Raw genomic sequence first — 16,970 nt, 5'->3', positions numbered from 1 at the left:
AGGTAGATAGGTTCGAGGTGGAAGTGTGGTGACACATGGAGCTGACGAATACTAATCGATCGAGGACTTAACCAAAAACGTTTGAAGCATTCAATGCACCGTTTATCCAGTTTTGAAAGAACAACTCTTTCAACAAAAAAAGAGAGCTTCAAGACACAAGTAGTACAAGGAAGCAAACGAGTGATTGAAGGAGCGTACTTATGTACGTGACTGATTGAACGAGAGCAGCTGACGCAGTAATACGCCGTGTATTGGAGGTCGAATAAGTCTAGTGATGATGGCAAAGAGGTCACACCCGTTCCCATACCGAACACGGAAGTTAAGCTCTTTAGCGCCGATGGTAGTTGGGGGCTTCCCCCTGTGAGAGTAGGACGTCGCTAGGCAATTATAAAGTCATGGATCTATTCCATGACTTTTTTTTATTTTGTGAACTATTCATAAAATGCTATAATATATTTAAGTGGATTTAAAGGAAAATTCTTTCACCTAGATACATTCTGGATTTAATAATGGAGGAATCAAAATGAGGCAGAACATTTTTTCTGCGATTTCGATCTCAAGTCTACTACTTATATTCTTTATGTTTGGCTATGATTCAACCAAATGGTATGGAAACTTTTTTACACTTCTCTATCGTGTAAATATGTTTATGCCGTTTATTTTAGGTGGTTTAGGCATCACCAGTGCCCTATTTGGCATCAAAGGATATCGTATGGTTCTTGTTGTCCTTCATTTGTTCCTACTGTTATTATTTTTTTGTATCTATTTAAAGGCATTTTATATTCTATGAGCATTCATCAAAACTGTGGAGAGAAATCTGCAGTTTTTTTCTATTTATTTAAGTTCTTACATACTTCTGTAAGCAACAAAAGGTATAATGAATTACAAATTGGTTGTGAATGAATATGTACAATGGAAAGGAAGAAAAAGTTGGGAAAAAAGCAAATTTGGTATGAGGTACTGGAAAACGAGTCAATCGAGGATTGCTTGGCAAGAATGCGGAAAGATGGCTTTATGGTCATAGGACGAAAAGAAGAGCCGCTTTTTCATATCGTAGATGACGAGCCAGCTTATCTGCGTCAAAAAATTCAGTTTAAAGGTATACCTGCTCAAGATATCGAATGATTTTGACTAAAAACCGAACATTTTTTTTCGCCTAATAAAAAATGTTCGCATTTTTGGATTGACGATAAGACAATCCCTTGTTAAAATGTGAGAAGGAAAAACAAATAGATCCCACATATATGCTAGAGGATTGGCTCTAGTGTCTCTACCCGGCACCGTAAATGCTGGACTATGCGGGAAAGCACTTTTGGCGTATGGTGAGAAGGTCTTTGTACAGCTATGTACATGGAGACGATCTTGTCCGAATAATCCTCAAGTAAACTGCTTTCACGTGTACTGGTAGAGAGTAGTTTACTTGGGGATTTTCTTTGTAAATAAGAATTGCAGTAGCTATTTAAAATAGAGGCTAGCACAATAAATAATTGATCATTTTTCTATCGTTTAAAAGGAGCGACAATTTATGAATCCGAAAATCGGTGTCATTATGGGTAGTTCAAGTGACTGGGAAACAATGAAACATGCATGTGATATTTTAGATGAATTACAAGTACCGTACGAAAAGAAAGTTGTATCTGCACATCGTACACCTGATTTAATGTTTGAATATGCAGAGGCAGCTCGCGAGCGAGGAATACAAGTAATTATTGCTGGTGCAGGCGGTGCTGCACATTTGCCAGGAATGGTGGCAGCTAAAACAACATTACCTGTCATTGGTGTACCAGTTCAATCACGAGCACTTAATGGACTTGATTCACTATTATCCATCGTTCAAATGCCTGGTGGCGTACCTGTAGCTACTGTAGCGATTGGCAAAGCAGGAGCGACTAATGCAGGGTTACTTGCAGCTCAGATTTTGTCAACAACAGATGTGGAGCTTGCTAATAAATTAGATGCTAGACGTGAAGCAACAAAGCAGCAAGTATTAGAAAGTACAGGTGACTTAGTGTGACGAAGATTATTTATCCTGGACAAACGATAGGCATTATAGGCGGAGGACAACTTGGTCGAATGATGGCACTTGCTGCAAAAGAGTCAGGTTTTAAAGTGGCTGTTCTTGAACCAGCAATGGACTCACCTTGTGGGCAGGTAGCAGATATTCGCATTGTAGCTCCATATGATGATGAAGCTGCTTTAGAAGAACTTGCAGAAGTAAGTGATATTATCACATATGAATTTGAAAATATTGATTATGAAGGCTTAAAGCGTTTATCACAAATGGCTTATGTTCCTCAAGGAGCAGAGTTGGTACGTATTACACAAAACCGTATAACAGAGAAAGAAGCTATTGTGAAAGCTGGTTGCCCAGTAGCACCATATATTGTTGCAAAAACTTATGAAGAATTAGTAGCCAATATTGATTCGATTGGTTATCCTTGTATAGTCAAAACAGCAAGAGGTGGTTATGATGGCAAGGGACAGCAGCTTTTAAAATCAACTGAAGATTTGCCTTTAGCGAAAGAATTATTCACACATTCACAATGTATTGCAGAAGGGTTTGTTCCTTTCGTAAAGGAAGTATCGGTCATTGTTCAAAGAAATGGTCATGGTGAATCGTATTGTCAGCCAGTTGGAGAGAACATTCATGTTCATCATATTCTTCACGAGACAATAGTACCTGCTCGCATAACTGAAAGCACAGCTCAAGCTGCCGAACGAGAAGCTTTGAAAATTGCAGATTATTTACATTTAGTAGGAACGCTAGCAGTAGAAATGTTTGTATTAGAAGATGGTAGTATTGTTATCAATGAATTAGCACCAAGACCTCATAATTCTGGTCACTATTCAATTGAAGCATGTAATGTTTCACAATTCCATCAACATATTCGTGCTGTTTGTGGATGGCCGTTACGTAAGCCACAACTATGGGCACCGTCCATTATGGTCAATGTATTAGGGCAGCATGTCGTGCCACTCAGTAACTCAATTGCTAAATATCCTGAATGGTCCATACATCTTTATGGGAAAGCTGAAGCTAAGGTCAACCGTAAAATGGGCCATGTGACGATTATGACAAAAGACTTAGAAGCTACACTACAACAAATCGAAAGTTCTGGCATTTGGTCAGAATAGAAGGAGATACGCGATGATTGAACGTTACACAAGACCCGAAATGGGCGCAATTTGGACAGAACAAAATAAATACCAAGCTTGGCTAGAGGTTGAAATTTTAGCTTGTGAAGCATGGGCAGAGTTAGGGGATATCCCAAAAGAGGATGTTGCTAAAATTCGTGAAAATGCTTCATTTGATGTGAATCGTATATTAGAAATTGAACAAGAAACTCGTCATGACGTTGTAGCCTTTACTCGTGCTGTTTCTGAAACACTTGGAGAAGAGCGCAAATGGGTACATTATGGTTTAACTTCTACTGACGTAGTAGATACAGCACTTTCTTATTTAATCAAACAAGCAAATGATATTTTACGAAAAGATATCGTAAATTTCATTGATATTATTGCTGCTAAGGCAAAAGAACATAAACATACAGTTATGATGGGACGCACACATGGTGTTCATGCTGAACCAACAACTTTCGGTTTGAAACTTGGTTTATGGTACGAGGAAATGAAGCGTAACCTTGAACGTTTTGAAGCAGCTGCGAAAGTAATTGAAACAGGAAAAATGTCTGGGGCTGTTGGAACATATGCCAATATTGATCCTCGTGTTGAGCAATATGTTTGCGATAAATTAGGCCTTGCAGCATCACCGATTTCAACACAAACTTTACAGCGCGACCGCCATGCTCAGTATTTAGGTGCATTAGCTTTAATCGCTACTTCAATTGAAAAATTCGCAACAGAAATTCGTGGACTACAGAAATCTGAAACACGTGAAGTGGAGGAAGCTTTTGCAAAAGGTCAAAAAGGTTCGTCCGCAATGCCACATAAGCGTAATCCAATCGGTTCTGAAAACATGGTTGGTATGTCCCGTTTAATGCGAGGTTATATGGTGACTGCTTATGAAAATGTAGCTTTATGGCATGAGCGTGATATTTCACATTCATCTGCAGAGCGTGTTATTTTACCGGATGCAACAATTACTCTTAACTATATGCTAAATCGCTTCGGTAATATTGTGAAAAACTTAACAGTATTCCCTGAGAACATGAAACGTAATATGGATCGTACATTTGGTCTTATTTATTCTCAACGCATCTTACTAGCATTGATTGATAAAGGATTAGTACGAGAAGAAGCTTATGATACAGTACAACCTTTAGCAATGCAGGCTTGGGACGAGCAAGTTCAGTTCCGTACATTAGTCGATGGAAGTGAAAAAATCACATCTTATTTAACAAAAGAAGAGTTGGATGATTGTTTTGATTACAACTACCACTTACAGCATGTTGATATGATTTTTGAACGACTAGGACTTAACTAATATTTATTTAGCCATCTAATAATAAATGTTAGAGCCACCCGTAAAAGTTTCAGAGTTGAATCGTAGAGATACGGTTCAATTCTGAATATTATTACAAGCGTATCTCATAATATCAGGGGGAAAACGAAATGACTAAAGGTCAACTTTTGTATGAAGGTAAAGCAAAAAAATTGTTCACAACAGAGGAGCCAAATGTGCTACTTGTTGAGTACAAGGATAGTGCAACAGCATTCAATGGTGAAAAGAAAGAGGAAATTGAAGGTAAGGGCATTTTAAATAATCGCATTACTTCATTAATTTTCGAAAAATTACAAGCTAACGGAATTGCGTCACATTTCGTAAAACAATTATCCGATACACAACAACTTGTAAAAAAAGTAGAAATTATTCCGATTGAGGTAGTTGTTCGTAATATTGCTGCTGGAAGTTTAGCAAAGCGCCTAGGTCTTGAAGAGGGGACACCTTTAAAACGACCAATCGTTGAATTTTATTATAAAGACGATGATTTAGGCGACCCACTTATTACGACAGAACATATTGATGTTCTTGAACTTGCCACACCAACTGAAGTGACAGCTATTTATGATGGTGCATTAGCCGTTAACAAAGTGCTACAGCCGATCTTTGCAGATGTCAATGTGACATTGATTGATTTTAAATTAGAGTTTGGCCGTGATATGGATGGTCATGTATTATTGGCAGATGAAATTTCACCAGATACATGCCGACTTTGGGATGCAACAACGAAGCAAAAGTTAGACAAAGATGTTTTTCGTCGTGACCTTGGTAATTTAACTGAAGTTTATACTATTATACTTTCTAGACTCGGAGGCAAATAACAATGAAAAAAGTAAAAATCTATGTAACATTACGTGAGAGTATTCTTGATCCTCAAGGCTCTGCAGTACAAGGTTCTTTAGCTAAGATGGGCTACGGTGAAGTAGAAGATTTACGTATCGGTAAATATCTTGAACTATCAATTAAAGATTCAGAACGTGACATTGATACTCTAGTAAAAGAAATGTGTGAAAAGGTTTTAACGAACGTTGTAATTGAAGACTACCGTTACGAAGTCGAGGAGGCTATTTAATCATGAAATTCGCAGTACTCGTATTCCCTGGGTCAAACTGTGACATCGATATGTATCATGCGATTAAAGACGAGCTAGGTGAAGAAGTAGAATATGTATGGCATACAGCAACAGATCTAAGTGGTTTTGATGGTGTATTAGTACCTGGAGGATTCTCCTATGGGGATTATCTTCGTTGTGGTGCAATGGCTAATCAATCTAACATTATGACAGAAGTTAAGAAGGCAGCAGATGCTGGTAAACCTGTATTAGGTGTATGTAATGGCTTCCAAATCCTAACGGAAGCAGGTTTATTGCCAGGAGCTTTATTGCGCAATAAAAACTTAAAATTTATGTGCCGTACAGTGCAGCTTAAAGTTGAAAACAACAATACATTATTCACAAATCAATATGAGCAAGGTCAAATCATCAATATTCCAATCGCACATGGTGAAGGTAACTACTACTGTGACGAGGAAACTTTACAATCACTAAAAGATAATAATCAAATCGTATTCACATACTCAGGTGACAATCCAAACGGTTCTTTAGAAGATATCGCAGGGATTATAAACGAGCGCGGCAATGTATTAGGGATGATGCCACACCCAGAGCGAGCTGTTGATGCACTGGTGGGCGGCGCAGACGGTCTAGCAGTATTTAAATCAATCGTGAAGCAGTGGAGGGAAAATCATGTCAACAACTAAGTTTGAGCCAACAGCACAGCAGATTAAAGATGAGAAGCTATACGCTGGAATGGGGATGTCAGACGAAGAATTTGCAATGGTAGAAGGTATTTTAGGACGTCTACCTAATTGGACAGAGACAGGTCTTTTCTCAGTAATGTGGTCTGAACACTGCTCGTACAAAAATTCAAAGCCAGTACTACGTAAATTCCCTACTAAAGGGCCACAGGTACTACAAGGACCAGGTGAAGGTGCAGGTATTGTTGATATTGGTGACGAACAAGCAGTAGTGTTTAAAATGGAATCACATAACCATCCATCTGCAATAGAACCTTATCAAGGAGCTGCAACGGGTGTGGGTGGTATCATCCGTGACGTTTTCTCAATGGGTGCACGTCCAATTGCAATGTTAAACTCATTACGCTTTGGTGAATTAAAGTCAGCGCGTGGTAAATATCTATTTGAAGAAGTAGTAGCGGGAATCGCAGGATATGGTAACTGTATCGGAATCCCAACAGTAGGTGGCGAAATTCAATTTGATCCTTGCTATGAAGGTAATCCCCTAGTGAATGCTATGTGTGTCGGTTTAATTGATCATAAAGATATTCAACGAGGTATTGCTGCTGGTGTAGGTAATACAGTGATGTATGTTGGAGCGAAAACAGGCCGTGATGGTATTCATGGTGCAACATTCGCCTCTGAGGAATTAACTGAGGAATCAGAAAACCAACGTCCAGCGGTACAAGTTGGAGATCCATTTATGGAGAAGCTTTTACTTGAAGCTTGTTTAGAGGTTGTAAAATCGGATGCTCTAGTTGGTATTCAAGATATGGGTGCAGCTGGTCTTACTTCTTCTTCAGCAGAAATGGCTTCAAAGGCTGGTTCTGGTGTAGAAATGAACTTAGATTTAGTGCCTCAGCGTGAAACAGGAATGTCAGCGTATGAAATGATGTTGTCTGAGTCTCAAGAACGTATGCTTTTAGTTGTGAAAAAAGGTCGCGAAGATGAAATTAAAGCGATTTTCGATAAATATGATTTAGATGCTGTAGCAATTGGTCGTGTAACGGACGATAAAATGCTTCGTCTTTTACACAATGGACAAGTGGTGGCAGAGGTACCTGCTGATGCATTAGCAGAAGATGCACCTGTTTATCATAAACCATCTGCAGAACCTGCATACTATGCTCAGTTCCAAGCAATCGAAAACACTGAACCTGCTGTGACTGATTACAAAGAAACACTAATTGCTCTATTAAAAGCACCGACAATTGCTTCGAAAGAATGGGTATACGATCAGTACGATTATCAGGTTCGTACTTCAACTGTTGTTAAACCAGGCTCTGATGCGGCTGTTATTCGTGTACGTGGTACAAATAAAGGCTTAGCAATGACAACGGACTGTAACTCTCGCTACATTTATCTAGACCCAGAAGTGGGCGGTGCTATTGCAGTAGCTGAAGCAGCTCGTAATATTGTTGCAACTGGAGGTACGCCACTTGCAATTACAGACTGCTTAAACTTTGGTAATCCAGAGAAACCAGAAATCTTCTGGCAAATTGAAAAATCTGCAGATGGTATTTCGGCAGCTTGTACAGCATTAAATGCTCCAGTAATCGGAGGTAACGTTTCTCTTTATAATGAGCGTTCAGGCGAAGCGGTGTATCCAACGCCAACAATTGGTATGGTTGGTCTTATTGAAGACTTAGCACATGTAACGACACAGGATGTAAAGGCAGCAGGAGATCTTGTCTTTGTTATTGGTGAGACAAAAACAGAATTTGGTGGTTCAGAGCTTCAAAAACTTTTAAATAATGGTGTTATTTCAGGGAAAGCGCCAGCTATTGATTTAGAGGTTGAAGCGACACGTCAGCAAGCTTTATTAAAGGCGATTAAAGCAGGCCTTGTTCAATCTGCGCATGATGTAGCAGAGGGAGGTCTAGCTGTGGCGATTGCTGAAACAACATTTGGCGCTAACGGTCTTGGTGTGGATGTAACATTAACAGGCTCTGCAACAACTGCGCTATTCAGTGAGAGTCAATCTCGTTTTGTTGTCACAGTTAAAGAAGAAAATGCTGCAGCATTTGTAGAAATCATGAAAGATGCTCAAAAAATTGGTGTCGTAACAAACGATGCACTTGTGAAAATCAACGGGGACAAAGGTGTGCTTGTAGAAGGTACAGTGGAGGAATTCCGTTCTAATTGGAAAGGAGCAATCCCATGCTTGCTGAACTCAGAGGCTTAAACGAAGAATGTGGGGTGTTTGGTATTTGGGGTAACCCAAATCCAGCACACCTTAGCTATTACGGGCTTCATGCTCTTCAACACCGTGGACAAGAAGGCGCTGGAATTGTCGTTTCAGACGGACAGCATCTTCGCGCGGTGAAAGGCGAAGGACTAGTTAATGATGTTTTCAACGAAGATAAATTAAAAGCAGTGAACGGCAAAGCAGCTATTGCGCATGTTCGTTATACGACTGCTGGTGGTGGCGGTATCGAAAATGTACAGCCATTATTATTCCACTCCTCAACTGGTAGCCTTTCAATTGCCCATAACGGTAACTTAGTCAATGCGACACATTTAAAGCAATATCTAGAGCGACAAGGTAGCATTTTCCACTCTAGCTCTGATACAGAAGTGTTGGCGCATCTTATTAAGAAAAGTTCGCATTCACCATTCCGTGCGAAGGTGAAAAATGCCCTCTCTCTTTTAAAGGGTGCCTATTCTTTCTTAATTATGACAAAGGATGAAATGCTTGTTGCACGTGATCCACATGGTTTACGTCCACTATCTCTTGGAAAGCTAGGAGATGGCTGGGTGGTAGCTTCTGAAACTTGTGCATTCGATTTAATTGGTGCAGAATTTGTTCGTTCGGTAGAACCAGGTGAATTAATCATTATTAATGATGAGGGCGTAAAATCAGATCGTTTTGCTGATATGGATAAACGTTCGATGTGTGCGATGGAATATGTTTATTTAGCACGTCCTGATTCGGATATTGATGGTATTAACGTTCATATGGCACGAAAACGTATGGGTAAACAGCTTGCTCGTGAGTGTGCGCATATTGAAGCAGATGTTGTAACAGGTGTTCCTGATTCAAGTATTTCCGCAGCGATTGGTTTTGCAGAAGAAAGTGGAATCCCTTATGAATTAGGTCTTATTAAAAACCGTTATGTTGGTCGTACGTTTATTCAGCCGACACAGGAGCTACGTGAACGTGGTGTGAAAATGAAACTTTCACCTGTTGTTCAAGTCGTAAAAGGAAAAAAAGTAGTAATGGTTGATGATTCTATCGTTCGTGGTACAACATCTCGTCGCATTGTCAAAATGCTAAAAGATGCTGGCGCAGCGGAAGTTCATGTTGTGATTTCATCACCGCCGATGACAAACCCTTGTTATTATGGCATTGATACATCAACGCATGAAGAACTAATTGCTTCTAGTCATAATGTAGATGAAATTCGTGAAGCAATTGGTGCAGATTCTCTGACATTCCTTTCTGTTGAGGGGATGGTAGAAACAATTGCACGACCATACGAAGATGAAAACCGAGGACTTTGTCTTGCATGCTTTACAGGCAAATATCCAACAGAGATTTTCCCGGATACGATTTTGCCACATGAAAAAGAATTATTACGTTAAGAACAACATCGCAACAAATTAGTGTCTTACAGTCATTTCTATCTAGGAAACTTAGGCGACTTGGATGATAAGGAGGAACTCTGCGTGTCAAAGGCATATGAACAAGCAGGTGTAAATATTGAAGCGGGCTATGAAGCCGTAAAACGAATGAAGTCTCATGTTGAACGTACGAACCGTCTAGGTGTAATGGGGACATTTGGTGGTTTTGGTGGCATGTTTGACTTGTCAGAACTGAATCTTAAAGAACCTGTTCTTATTTCGGGGACAGATGGTGTTGGAACAAAGCTAAAGCTAGCCTTCATGGTAGACAAGCACGATACAATCGGTGTGGACTGTGTAGCAATGTGTGTAAATGATATTGTTGCTCAAGGAGCAGAACCGCTGTACTTTTTAGATTACGTAGCTCTTGGAAAAGCAGAGCCTGCAAAAATCGAACAAATTGTCAAAGGTGTTGCAGATGGCTGTGTGCAATCAGGTGCGGCTCTAATAGGTGGAGAAACTGCGGAAATGCCTGGTCTTTATGAAGAAGATGAATATGATCTAGCTGGCTTTGCAGTAGGCGCTTGTGAAAAGTCTGCTATCGTGACAGGTGAAGAAATCGTAGAAGGCGATGTACTTATTGGAATTGCATCAAGTGGTGTACATTCAAACGGTTATTCTTTAGTGCGTAAAATTGTCTTTGCAGATCATCAATATGCTGTGGATGCTATTGTAGAAGGCTATGAAGATCTAGGCCCAATCGGTGAGGCGCTTCTAGTGCCAACAAAGCTATATGCTAAACCTGTGCTAGCAGCTTTAAAGGCAGCAGATGTACATGGCTGTGCACATGTTACAGGTGGCGGTTTCTATGAAAATCTACCACGCATGATGCCAGAGGGACTAGCAACGGAAATCGACTTAGGTTCTTGGCCTGTATTACGTATCTTTGAATTCCTAAAAGATAAGGGTCAGCTAGAAGATAAGGATTTATATAATGTGTTTAACATGGGTATTGGCTTTGTAATAGCTGTGCCAGAAACTGAAGCTGATAAAGTAATCGCTGCAGTTGAAGCAAATGGTGAAAAGGCTTATACAATCGGACGTGTTATTAAAGGTGACGGAGTAGTATTTAATGGCTCACATGATGGGAGTTTAGCGTAATGACTGCACCAACAAAAATAGCCGTGTTCGCGTCAGGTAGCGGTAGCAATTTTCAAGCCATTCAAGAGGCCATTGAACGTGGTGAACTCCATGCAAAGGTTGCACTAGTGGTCACAGATAAGCCTGGAGCATTTGTAGTAACGCGTGCTGAAAACTTTGGGATTCCAGTGTTAGCATTGAATCCAAAAGAGTTTGTCTCAAAGTCAGCTTATGAGACAGCAATTATCGAAGCTTTACATGAGTGCGATGTGAAATGGATTGTGCTTGCTGGGTATATGCGTTTAATCAGTGACGTATTATTAGCAGCCTTTCCACAGCGAATTGTTAATATTCACCCGTCCCTATTGCCTGCCTTTCCTGGAAAGGACGCTATTGGACAAGCCATTAATCATGGTGTGAAAATAACAGGTGTCACAGTGCATTTTGTTGATGAAGGAATGGATACTGGACCAATTATCGCTCAGGCAGCGGTACCTGTCATTGAAGGAAATCGCGAGGCAACAGAAGCTGAAATTCATAAACAAGAGCATTTATTATATACAAAGGCATTACAGCAATTATTACAATAACTGAAGAAGGAGTTAGGTCGAGAATCCTACTCAACAAGTAAGACCTAACTCTATTAATCTATTGAAGCAAGTCAGTTCGTGGACAGCACGATAAAAATTAGGAGGATATTGTTGTGACAAAACGTGCATTAATCAGTGTTTCCAATAAAGATGGTATTTTAGAATTTGCAAAGGAATTAGTAGCATTAGGTTATGAAATTTTATCAACTGGCGGTACAAAAAAAATGTTACAGGATAATGCGGTAGCTGTAACAGCAGTAGATGAAGTAACGAAGTTTCCTGAAATTTTAGATGGTCGTGTAAAAACTTTAAATCCAATGATTCACGGTGGTCTATTAGGAAAGTTTGATGATGTCTCTCATCAAGCACAGATGAATGAGCATGGAATTGAACCAATTGAAATTGTTTGTGTGAATCTCTATCCGTTTGTTGAAACAATTTCAAAGCCTAATGTAACTTGGGATGATGCAATTGAAAACATTGATATCGGTGGTCCAACAATGTTACGTTCTGCTGCAAAAAACCATCAATATGTAACAGTAATCGTGGACAGCAATGACTATGCAACAGTATTAGAGGAACTTAAAGCAGACGGTGCCACAACAATTGAAACACGTCGTAAACTAGCTGCGAAAGTTTTCCGTCACACAGCCGCTTATGATTCTTATATTTCGAACTACCTGACTGAAGAAGAGTTCCCAGAGAGCTTAACGATGACATATGAATTAAAGCAAAATTTACGCTATGGCGAAAACCCTCACCAAAAAGCGGCCTTCTACCAAAAGCGTCTTGGCTCTGACTTTTCATTAGCTTATGCTACACAATTACATGGTAAAGAGTTATCCTACAATAATATTCAAGATGGTAATGCAGCATTGCAAATTGTAAAAGAATTTGAAATGCCAGCTGCTGTAGCGGTGAAACATATGAATCCATGTGGTGTTGGCACTGGTGTCACGTTAGAGGCAGCATTCGATAAAGCATATGAGGCCGATCCAACATCTATTTTTGGCGGTATTATCGCATTAAATATGGAAGTAGATGCAGCAACTGCTGAGAAGCTAAGTCATATTTTCCTAGAAATTATTATTGCACCTGCTTTCTCACAAGAAGCATTAGATATTTTAACGAAAAAGAAAAATATCCGCTTACTAACAATTCCTTTCGAGCAAGCGAAACAAGATTCATTCAATGTAGTATCAGTTGAGGGTGGCCTTCTTGTGCAGGAGCCAGATCGTTATGGCTTCGGCAATGCGGATATTAAAGTGATGACAGATCGTGAACCAACAGAGCAAGAATGGGAAGCATTGCAACTTGGTTGGTCTGTTGTCAAACATGTGAAATCCAATGCGATTGTTGTAACAGATTCCCAAATGACACTTGGGGTTGGCGCAGGTCAAATGAATCGTGTAGGTGCAGCTAAAATTGCCTTTGAACAAGCTGGAGAAAAAGCAAAAGGTGCCGCATTAGCATCAGACGCATTTTTCCCAATGAGCGATACTGTGGAGGCGGCGGCAGCTGCAGGGATTACAGCAATTATTCAACCAGGTGGTTCCATTAAAGATCAAGATTCCATTGATAAAGCAAATGAATACGGCATTGCGATGGTATTCACAGGTGTACGTCATTTTAAACATTAATTGTTGAATTGTATAGAAATCAAAACAGACCGAGATGTTGGTTCATCTCGGTCTTACTTACAAAGAGGAGGATTCTCTAAAATGAATGTATTAGTAATCGGAAGCGGTGGCCGTGAGCATGCAATCGCTAAACAATTTAGCATCTCTCCATCAGTGAAAAACGTATTCGTCGCGCCAGGAAATGATGGGATGCGAGGCGAAGTAGAAGTTGTTGCTATTGATACAATGGATTTCGCAGGTCTCGCTCAATTTGCCAAGGAAAATGATATTGCATTAACATTTGTTGGCCCAGAACAGCCGCTTGCTGAAGGCATTGTCGATTTCTTTACAGCTAGAGGTTTACGTATTTTTGGTCCTACAAAAGTTGCTGCTCAAATAGAAAGCAGTAAATCCTATGCGAAAGAAATTATGAATAAATACAATATTCCTACAGCAGCACATGAAACATTTACTGAAGCAGAAAAAGCAATAGCCTATATTAAAGAACAAGGAGCGCCTATTGTCATTAAGGCTGATGGTTTAGCGGCTGGTAAGGGAGTCGTTGTGGCAATGACAGAGGAAGAAGCGATTGAAGCTGTAGTGGATATGATTGGAAACCAACGTTTTGGTGAATCCTCTTCACGTGTTGTCGTTGAGGAATTTTTAGACGGTGAAGAATTCTCCTTTATGTCTTTTGTACACAAAGGACAAATTTATCCGATGGTTATTGCACAAGATCATAAACGAGCTTATGACGGTGATAAAGGACCAAACACAGGAGGTATGGGTGCTTATTCACCAGTACCACAAATCCCACAAGAGGTAGTAGATATTGCATTTCAAACTATTGTAGAACCAACTGTTAAAGGGATGGAGGCAGATGGTGCTTCCTTTACAGGTATTTTATACGCAGGGTTAATTTTAACGAAGAAAGGTCCTCAGGTCATAGAGTTTAATGCTCGTTTTGGTGATCCTGAAACGCAAGTTGTATTGCCACGTATGGTTTCAGATTTTGGTGCATTTATGATGGCGTTAATGGATGAACAGCCTTTTGATTTACAATGGTCAGAAGAAGCAATGCTTGGTGTAGTCATTGCAGCAGAGGGTTACCCAGGAGACGTTGAAAAAGGTAAGGTATTACCGAATTTAGAGGCACTTTCGACATCACATGCAGTTTTCCATGCAGGTACAAAATTAGTAGACGGTCAATTCGTTGGTAACGGAGGACGTGTACTGTTAGTTGGTGCAAAAGCAGCTACTTTACAAGAAGCACAGGAAAAGGTTTATGAAGGTATTGCAACGGAAACATGGGATCACTTTTTCTTCCGTAAAGATATTGGCTGGCGTACATTTAAGTAATTATTATTTTCACTAAATATTTTTGAAACCTCTTGTTGTTTCAAAACGTAAGAGGTAAGAGCCGTCTCAATAATAGATTGGGACGGCTCCTTTGACTAAGAAGGATTTTGAGCTTTATTCGTTGAAGAATCGCTACTATTTGAGGAATTTTGAGTTGAAGTGCTGGTATCAGATTGTTTTGAAGCAGTAGCTTGTGAACCTGAAGAATTACCAGCTATAGCAGAGGAAAAATCCTTCATGAGCTTATCGATTTGTTCAGTAGACATAGAATTTTGCCCGCTGAACATACTTTGCATAGAGGTGTTCATGGCATTCTGCATATTGGAGCTTAAAACTGCTTTCGTTGGACAATATTTAAAAAGTCCCTCAGCCATTTTCATGGCACCTAATGCAATCATTAATCGACCTTTTGTACAATTAGGATTTCTAGAAACTTTAGCGATACCAAATGCGGTCAAACTCGTCCCCATGGCAAAACGACAAAATGCATTCTTTTCGCTTAAATTTGCTTGCTGCATCATCATACTTCCTCCTTTAGTCATTGTGGAAAAAATAAGCGAGGTGCACTTTGCTTTATGAAAGTGCTGTGTTACGATTGAAACAAGATGATTGCATAAAGCATAATTTTTATGAAAATATGCGATTATGCAGTAGTAGTATGTGATTTCAAGTTGGATTTACACAATGAAAAATTACGTAATTTAGGAAGGAGCGAATAGCATGGATCCAGTATGGAAAATAACAAAAATACGTCAACAATTAGCAGTAATTGATGGGAAAAAGGCACCAGATATCGTGCTGAAGAATGCACGTTATTTGCATAGTATGTTAAAACAATTCATAGTAGGGAACATTTGGATTTTGGGAGATCGCATTGTCTATGCTGGTGACAGAATGCCTCCTTTATTAGAAGGAACAGAAGTGGTGGATTGTACAGGAAAAACAATCGTACCTGGCTATATTGAGCCACATGTACACCCATTCCAGCTTTATCATCCACAGTCATTTGCAGATTTTTGTGGTCAGCTTGGGACAACAACTTTTATTTCGGATAATTTAAGCTTTGTTTTAAATTTAGAAAATAAGAAAGCGTTTTCAATTTTAGAGAGTTTGAAAAAGCTACCTTTTTCTTTTTATTGGTGGACTCGCTTTGACTCACAAACTGAATTGGAGCAAGAAGAAGAGGTTTTCTCTAATACTTCTATAGTAGAGTGGTTAGAGAGAAGTGATGTCTTACTTGGTGGAGAGTTGACAGGCTGGCCTAAGCTGTTGCATGGTGACGATCAAATGCTTTATCGTATGCAAATGGCTAAGGGACTGGGAAAAAAAATTGAAGGCCATTTCCCTGGAGCTTCAGAAAGAACATTGGCACGCATGAAACTGCTTGGTGCTGATGGTGATCATGAGGCAATGACAGTAGAAGAGGTAGAGCGTCGTATTATGCAGGGCTATGCTGTAACTTTACGTCATTCTTCCATACGACCAGATTTACCAAATCTACTAAAAGGAATAGTAGAAAAAGAGCTTCCAATCTTTGATCATTTAATGATGACAACAGACGGTTCAACACCTTCATTCCATGAGGATGGTGTGATGGATAAATGCATTCAAGTAGCTTTAGATGCAGGAGTATCTCCTATTGATGCTTATCAAATGGCTTCCTATAATGTAGCACGTTATTACAATATGTCTAATTTACATGGTTTTATCGCAACAGGGCGTTTTGCTTCACTCAATATTCTACAAGATGAATATCATCCTGTTCCAGAAAGTGTCTTATCAAAGGGTGTCTGGTTGAAGCGTGATGGGGATCGTGTGCATAGAATGGCGACAATTGATTATTCTGCCATCCCAGCTTTAGATTTAGATTTCTCATTAGATTCACAGGATTTCCAGTTTTCTATGCCGTTTGGGATTCAATTAGTTAATGATGTGATTACAAAGCCTTATAATTCTTTAATTACGAAAGAAGGGCAATTGGCAAATCATGATGAGTGCTATTTAATGCTCATTAACCGAAAAGGCAACTGGCATGTAAATACAATGATTAAAGGATTTGCAACAGATGTCCAAGGCTTTGCATCCTCTTATTCCAACACGGGTGACATATTGCTAATTGGAAAAAATAAAGACGATATGATTAAAGCCTTCGAAGAAATGAAGGCAATGAATGGTGGTATTGTTCTCGTTGAAAAAGGAGAAGTTATAGCGGATATCCCATTAACAATTGGTGGACTTTTATATGATGGAGATGTATTCACTTTAACGGAGAAAGAAAAGTCTTTAAAACAAGCTTTAGCAGATAGAGGCTATCAATTAGGAGATGCCATTTATACATTATTATTTTTACAATCTACTCATTTACCATATATTCGTATAACACCACAAGGAATTTTCGATGTGATGAAGAATAAGTTATTATTACCTGCTGTTATGCGCTAA

At 39.4% G+C, this 16,970-nt stretch carries 16 protein-coding genes, 1 rRNA gene and 1 riboswitch; of the genes, 16 read left to right on the top strand and 1 reads right to left on the bottom strand.

The window, feature by feature from the left end; genetic code table 11:
- Nucleotides 1–267: 267 nt before the first annotated feature.
- The 15 genes from rrf (at nucleotide 268) to purD (ending at nucleotide 14,528) form a co-directional block, all read left to right on the top strand.
- Nucleotides 268–383 (top strand): 5S ribosomal RNA (gene rrf, locus EW028_RS19545).
- Nucleotides 384–523: 140 nt separating this feature from the next.
- Nucleotides 524–790 carry a hypothetical protein gene (locus EW028_RS19540; protein ID WP_131522012.1) on the top strand — a complete coding sequence of 89 codons (267 nt, stop codon included), beginning with the start codon at nucleotides 524–526 and terminating at the stop codon, nucleotides 788–790.
- A 140-nt stretch (nucleotides 791–930) separates the two neighbouring features.
- Nucleotides 931–1,125, top strand: coding sequence for an NETI motif-containing protein (locus tag EW028_RS19535; RefSeq protein ID WP_131522011.1), 195 nt, complete (start codon nucleotides 931–933; stop codon nucleotides 1,123–1,125).
- Nucleotides 1,126–1,218: 93 nt separating this feature from the next.
- Nucleotides 1,219–1,317: riboswitch (purine riboswitch) on the top strand.
- Between the two features lie 208 nt (nucleotides 1,318–1,525).
- Nucleotides 1,526–2,014, top strand: a complete 489-nt coding sequence (gene purE / locus EW028_RS19530; RefSeq protein WP_131522010.1) for a 5-(carboxyamino)imidazole ribonucleotide mutase — start codon at nucleotides 1,526–1,528, stop codon at nucleotides 2,012–2,014.
- On the top strand, nucleotides 2,011–3,135 hold the full coding sequence (gene purK, locus EW028_RS19525) for a 5-(carboxyamino)imidazole ribonucleotide synthase (protein ID WP_004225748.1): 1,125 nt from the start codon (nucleotides 2,011–2,013) through the stop codon (nucleotides 3,133–3,135). Before purE ends, purK begins: the two co-directional genes overlap by 4 nt.
- Before the next feature lie 13 nt (nucleotides 3,136–3,148).
- Entirely contained in the window at nucleotides 3,149–4,444 is a 1,296-nt protein-coding gene (gene purB, locus EW028_RS19520; protein ID WP_131522009.1) for an adenylosuccinate lyase, read from the top strand.
- Between the two features lie 128 nt (nucleotides 4,445–4,572).
- Complete coding sequence (gene purC / locus EW028_RS19515) at nucleotides 4,573–5,283, top strand: phosphoribosylaminoimidazolesuccinocarboxamide synthase (protein WP_131522008.1); 711 nt, start codon at nucleotides 4,573–4,575, stop codon at nucleotides 5,281–5,283.
- Between the two features lie 2 nt (nucleotides 5,284–5,285).
- Nucleotides 5,286–5,534, top strand: a complete 249-nt coding sequence (purS, locus tag EW028_RS19510) for a phosphoribosylformylglycinamidine synthase subunit PurS (RefSeq protein WP_004225741.1) — start codon at nucleotides 5,286–5,288, stop codon at nucleotides 5,532–5,534.
- 2 nt (nucleotides 5,535–5,536) lie between these two features.
- Nucleotides 5,537–6,220: a phosphoribosylformylglycinamidine synthase subunit PurQ gene (gene purQ, locus EW028_RS19505; protein ID WP_048394895.1), complete on the top strand. Its 684-nt coding sequence runs from the start codon at nucleotides 5,537–5,539 to the stop codon at nucleotides 6,218–6,220.
- Nucleotides 6,207–8,441, top strand: coding sequence for a phosphoribosylformylglycinamidine synthase subunit PurL (gene purL / locus EW028_RS19500; RefSeq protein WP_131522007.1), 2,235 nt, complete (start codon nucleotides 6,207–6,209; stop codon nucleotides 8,439–8,441). Before purQ ends, purL begins: the two co-directional genes overlap by 14 nt.
- Entirely contained in the window at nucleotides 8,417–9,841 is a 1,425-nt protein-coding gene (purF, locus tag EW028_RS19495) for an amidophosphoribosyltransferase (protein ID WP_004225733.1), read from the top strand. Before purL ends, purF begins: the two co-directional genes overlap by 25 nt.
- An 84-nt stretch (nucleotides 9,842–9,925) precedes the next feature.
- Nucleotides 9,926–10,981 carry a phosphoribosylformylglycinamidine cyclo-ligase gene (gene purM / locus EW028_RS19490; RefSeq protein WP_131522006.1) on the top strand — a complete coding sequence of 352 codons (1,056 nt, stop codon included), beginning with the start codon at nucleotides 9,926–9,928 and terminating at the stop codon, nucleotides 10,979–10,981.
- Nucleotides 10,981–11,550, top strand: coding sequence for a phosphoribosylglycinamide formyltransferase (gene purN / locus EW028_RS19485; RefSeq protein WP_004225729.1), 570 nt, complete (start codon nucleotides 10,981–10,983; stop codon nucleotides 11,548–11,550). Before purM ends, purN begins: the two co-directional genes overlap by 1 nt.
- Nucleotides 11,551–11,663: 113 nt before the next feature.
- Nucleotides 11,664–13,190 carry a bifunctional phosphoribosylaminoimidazolecarboxamide formyltransferase/IMP cyclohydrolase gene (gene purH / locus EW028_RS19480; protein ID WP_131522005.1) on the top strand — a complete coding sequence of 509 codons (1,527 nt, stop codon included), beginning with the start codon at nucleotides 11,664–11,666 and terminating at the stop codon, nucleotides 13,188–13,190.
- An 81-nt stretch (nucleotides 13,191–13,271) separates the two neighbouring features.
- Nucleotides 13,272–14,528: a phosphoribosylamine--glycine ligase gene (gene purD, locus EW028_RS19475; protein WP_131522004.1), complete on the top strand. Its 1,257-nt coding sequence runs from the start codon at nucleotides 13,272–13,274 to the stop codon at nucleotides 14,526–14,528.
- A 95-nt stretch (nucleotides 14,529–14,623) separates the two neighbouring features.
- Here the strand turns inward: purD and EW028_RS19470 are convergent, their stop codons facing one another.
- Nucleotides 14,624–15,049: a YgaP-like transmembrane domain gene (locus tag EW028_RS19470; RefSeq protein WP_131522003.1), complete on the bottom strand. Its 426-nt coding sequence runs from the start codon at nucleotides 15,047–15,049 to the stop codon at nucleotides 14,624–14,626.
- Nucleotides 15,050–15,248: 199 nt separating this feature from the next.
- On the opposite strand from EW028_RS19470, the gene EW028_RS19465 reads away from it, so the two are divergent.
- Nucleotides 15,249–16,970: an adenine deaminase C-terminal domain-containing protein gene (locus tag EW028_RS19465; protein ID WP_131522002.1), complete on the top strand. Its 1,722-nt coding sequence runs from the start codon at nucleotides 15,249–15,251 to the stop codon at nucleotides 16,968–16,970.

This window comes from Lysinibacillus sp. OL1 (assembly GCF_004332175.1).
Classification (GTDB): Bacteria; Bacillota; Bacilli; order Bacillales_A; family Planococcaceae; genus Lysinibacillus; species Lysinibacillus capsici.
This window is presented reverse-complemented; position numbering and strand designations above follow the sequence as displayed.

Excerpts from the sequence above, each read along its gene's own strand:
- EW028_RS19540 (WP_131522012.1), top strand. The coding sequence starts at position 524 with ATGAGGCAGAACATTTTTTCTGCGATTTCGATCTCAAGTCTACTACTT.
- purE (WP_131522010.1), top strand. The coding sequence starts at position 1,526 with ATGAATCCGAAAATCGGTGTCATTATGGGTAGTTCAAGTGACTGGGAA.
- purB (WP_131522009.1), top strand. The coding sequence starts at position 3,149 with ATGATTGAACGTTACACAAGACCCGAAATGGGCGCAATTTGGACAGAA.
- purC (WP_131522008.1), top strand. The coding sequence starts at position 4,573 with ATGACTAAAGGTCAACTTTTGTATGAAGGTAAAGCAAAAAAATTGTTC.
- purS (WP_004225741.1), top strand. The coding sequence starts at position 5,286 with ATGAAAAAAGTAAAAATCTATGTAACATTACGTGAGAGTATTCTTGAT.
- purQ (WP_048394895.1), top strand. The coding sequence starts at position 5,537 with ATGAAATTCGCAGTACTCGTATTCCCTGGGTCAAACTGTGACATCGAT.
- purL (WP_131522007.1), top strand. The coding sequence starts at position 6,207 with ATGTCAACAACTAAGTTTGAGCCAACAGCACAGCAGATTAAAGATGAG.
- purF (WP_004225733.1), top strand. The coding sequence starts at position 8,417 with ATGCTTGCTGAACTCAGAGGCTTAAACGAAGAATGTGGGGTGTTTGGT.
- purN (WP_004225729.1), top strand. The coding sequence starts at position 10,981 with ATGACTGCACCAACAAAAATAGCCGTGTTCGCGTCAGGTAGCGGTAGC.
- purD (WP_131522004.1), top strand. The coding sequence starts at position 13,272 with ATGAATGTATTAGTAATCGGAAGCGGTGGCCGTGAGCATGCAATCGCT.
- EW028_RS19470 (WP_131522003.1), bottom strand. The coding sequence starts at position 15,049 with ATGATGCAGCAAGCAAATTTAAGCGAAAAGAATGCATTTTGTCGTTTT.
- EW028_RS19465 (WP_131522002.1), top strand. The coding sequence starts at position 15,249 with ATGGATCCAGTATGGAAAATAACAAAAATACGTCAACAATTAGCAGTA.